This window comes from Candidatus Thermoplasmatota archaeon (assembly GCA_034660695.1).
Taxonomy (GTDB): Archaea; Thermoplasmatota; E2; order UBA202; family DSCA01; genus JAYEJS01.
This window is the reverse complement of the sequence record JAYEJS010000164.1, coordinates 1-3,501: the sequence shown is the minus strand read 5'-3', so window position 1 is coordinate 3,501 and position 3,501 is coordinate 1. Positions and strand designations below refer to the sequence as shown.

The window sequence follows — 3,501 nt, the reverse complement described above, 5'->3', positions numbered from 1 at the left end:
TTCCGAATGCCGCAAGTATGGCAAATGACTCTCTATCTATTCGCAGCCAGCATTGCATGGAGAACCATGTTCCTTTTGTCCCTATCCCTCTTCAAATCTTCCAAAGAAATGCCTCTATATCTTTTCCAGGCCTTTAAACATTCTTCCATCGTCACCAGCATATGCGAAGTTTCGGCGGCCGTATATGTTTAAACGATGGAACTGCACATTCAAACATTCTTATTTCCCTTTTAATTGAAATAAGTAGACAAACTTCCTTTTCTCAATAGGGATAATTCGCTGTACAATTTGTTCAACTTCCCTTTTCGTAGGCCCGCTTGCAATAGTTATTCCCTCAAGTATAGCAAACCATGCATCAGTCAAACCAATCTCACGTAGCCGTCTTCCATAAGTTCTCGCATGAATTTTACCCATTTCCTGATGGTAAAGTATTAAAAGACTTGAATCTTTGTTAATTAATTCGTCTATCTCTTCCCAGTACCTTTCACGATTGCGCTCGCTTCTTAGATAAAATTTTAATTTGTCAGCATCACTTAGTTCCACTTTTTCTCCCGAGAATGGTAGAGATGTAATAACGCCAAATCTTGACTTGGCTTGTTGATAAGCATCATTAAGACTTCGACGGATACCGCCACCAAAGGTGATAGAATACGGAGAAAAAATACTATCGTATATGATTTTATCATTGAACGGTAAAAGTACAGCTTCGACCATTATTGGTAGGTATGGCCCAATAAGCTCCTCAAATGGACTGTTAAGTGCAAGGACGCCATATGCTTTTGGTGGTTCACCATCATCGAGGAATATGGTGTAATTCTTCAGATAGCGAAAGATAAAGAATCTTCCTTTAACAAAATTTTTCCAGCTTTTAATCATTTTTAATTCATTGGACGAAAAGTTCAAAGGATTTTCATTGACAAATGAATCAATCAATTCAGGCTGCTTATATAATCTCTCTCTAAGTTTGCTTATTTCTCCTATAGGGAATTTCTTAAAATCCTCTGAGGAATTTATACCCTTTACTATTTCGAACTTTTTATTGACATGAACAAGTAATGGATGGTACAGTCTATAAAACAGCTCAACATCTTCATTAGATAATTTCATTTTCCTCACCCATATATGGTTGCGAGATTGCATGTATTATAAAAGTGGTTCAAATACGATCTCTCCATTGTTTTCCTTAAATGTTATATTGAATTTATCAAATATTGTATGTCTTCCAAGGAGAAGAGGGACACCTTCCACTAAAGCCCATCCTATTTCTGCGTTCTTTATTACATCTATCTCAATATCCGCTACGGGTCGTTTGATTGTCTCTCTAATCTTGCCCACTTCATTTCTATATTTATAAACAATCATACCTACCACCTAAAACTAAAAGTCCTGGTTCTGGTACTTTTGATAATAAATATTTCTTGGCAGGGTGTTTTGTCTTTACTTTGTTTATAACGTCATCAGCTCGTTCACCAATTGCGACTATCTTTTTATCAATTATAGCAATCCATTTCCCTGCATACTCATTCAAATTTGAGTTAATGTAAAACTCGTAATTTTTTTTTGCACACTCATCATTCATTTTAATCCCCTACAATGTAATTCGCTATGTGATACATAAAACTTCTGTCGTATTCTAGGTTATCCCATTATTTATTACAGCAATCTCGCAATTTCGCCTAACGGCTGACGTATATCCGAAACCCGAGCGTAGCGAGGATTTGGGCAAAGGTGCGAAGCACCGCAGCCAGATATGCATTTGTTATATGACCGACGAAGGCGAGCAAGGTTGCAAAGCAACCGCAGAGTTGGCATATTCGGATATCAAAGTCAATTAATAATCATTTAGGCATTTTTGTTTATTATTTTTTTGACTTGATTTTTTATTTGTCACTTCTTCTGTTGATTCATCATTTAAATCATTTCTTTCTCTATTACTTATCGCTTTATTCGTTATTGATGCAAGAGTATCTATGTCTACAATTAAGCCGCTCTTCAACATTACTAATTTTGAAAATGGATTATCCTCTTTCATTTTATTGGTTGAAAATTCATCATCCCAGTACTTCATTTTAAATATATCTCGAATATATTTTGCTTTTTGTGATACTGTGCTTTGATTTGTCCCAAAACAATTACAAATGTCTTTTGGAGACACATATGGTTTAAACGATTTATCAAAAAGAAAATTGATCTGGCCTAACGAATATATTACTGCTGCCGCCCATATTTCTATTCTTCCGGTCGTGAAAGGAACATATCTTTTTCTAGACATTTTTAATATCAATTTTTTAGACAAATTACTGTATTCATTATCAAGGTATTTATCACAAAAATCTGATGTTAACTTGATTAATTGGTGCTTTTTTTCTTCTATTCTTTCTTTCATATTTATACCTCGATCAGTACGTATATCTGGCATTTTAATAAAAAATATATGAACCCACGGGTATATAAACTGTTATCATATTTTCCAAAAATGAATTACTCCGAACATGCCAATTTCATATAACTCTGTTATATGCGCAATCATTTTTTCATCTCCAGACTTGTCCAAAAATTTGGCAGAATCCTTATAGTTCATAATACATAGACAAAATACGGCTTTCTGTGAAAGCACTTCACGGATTTTATGAAGGCTATGGTCGACCAACTTCTGCATATTTAATTAATTCAAAAGCATGTTAAATACTTTATCACAGATTCAGCCATTCAATATCTCCCGAAAAAGCATCAAGGACGAATTCCGACTTTCAGACCAAAGCAACAAAACAAAAGAGGTGGGGTTGCAGGGGTGACACCAAATGACGGGAAAGGGGATGTAAAACACTTTCCCAACATAATGAATCCTGCAACCCATCTTATTAATCAATTTTAGTATTTAAAAATTTCTTACCCATTTAGATGTAGCCTTATTTTGGATAAGAATTAAATATTCGATGGTATTAATAGACTGGGTTGCGGGAAAAAATTTGAAAAATCGGTGGTACCTTTGCATCCCATTGGTTTTCATGTTGTATCACCCCGCAACCCTTTTTCTCATTTTTTCTTTTTTTTCCATCTCATAATAACATTGTGTTAGCATTTTGATAGTGATATATCAGCAATATATCAGCAAAAATGGAAAGTTTTATATATATCCTGTTCTATATAGAAATTGGGATAAAAATGACCAAACAAAAAATAAGTAAAAAAATAGGGAAAATGTGGAAGGACGTGACGGGTGTCAGCCCCATCATAGCAGTAATACTGATGGTGGCAATAACCGTCGTACTGGCAGCAACCATCTATGTATGGGTGAGCGGATTCGGTGGTGGTGGTGGTGGAACAAACGTAGCAATAGCACTGAAACAAACGGGACACTATAATGATACTGGTACTGGTAACTTAACAGTAAACTTTACAGTGCAATCTGTGACGGGACATCCAGGATATGCCGATTTGGCGGCTACTATCGGTGGCTACGCTGCAACTATCTCGGAAACAACTATCTCGGAAACAACT

At 35.5% G+C, this 3,501-nt stretch carries 5 protein-coding genes; 1 reads left to right on the top strand and 4 read right to left on the bottom strand.

Features of this window, described 5'->3' with window-relative positions:
• Positions 1–219: 219 nt before the first annotated feature.
• From U9O96_08925 to U9O96_08910, 4 genes are all read right to left on the bottom strand, one after another.
• Entirely contained in the window at positions 220–1,107 is an 888-nt protein-coding gene (locus U9O96_08925) for a hypothetical protein (GenBank protein ID MEA2055204.1), read from the bottom strand.
• A gap of 36 nt (positions 1,108–1,143) precedes the next feature.
• Positions 1,144–1,362 carry a hypothetical protein gene (locus U9O96_08920; protein MEA2055203.1) on the bottom strand — a complete coding sequence of 73 codons (219 nt, stop codon included), beginning with the start codon at positions 1,360–1,362 and terminating at the stop codon, positions 1,144–1,146.
• Positions 1,349–1,579, bottom strand: coding sequence for a DUF5678 domain-containing protein (locus U9O96_08915; GenBank protein MEA2055202.1), 231 nt, complete (start codon positions 1,577–1,579; stop codon positions 1,349–1,351). The genes U9O96_08920 and U9O96_08915 overlap by 14 nt, the downstream gene beginning before the upstream one ends.
• Positions 1,580–1,831: 252 nt before the next feature.
• The gene (locus U9O96_08910) at positions 1,832–2,386 is read right to left on the bottom strand and encodes a DUF6398 domain-containing protein (protein ID MEA2055201.1); all 555 of its coding nucleotides are present in this window, start codon (positions 2,384–2,386) and stop codon (positions 1,832–1,834) included.
• 731 nt (positions 2,387–3,117) lie between these two features.
• Here U9O96_08910 and U9O96_08905 point away from each other — a divergent pair.
• Positions 3,118–3,501, top strand: a 384-nt coding sequence (locus tag U9O96_08905) for an archaellin/type IV pilin N-terminal domain-containing protein (GenBank protein ID MEA2055200.1), incomplete at its 3' end; no start/stop codon positions are given.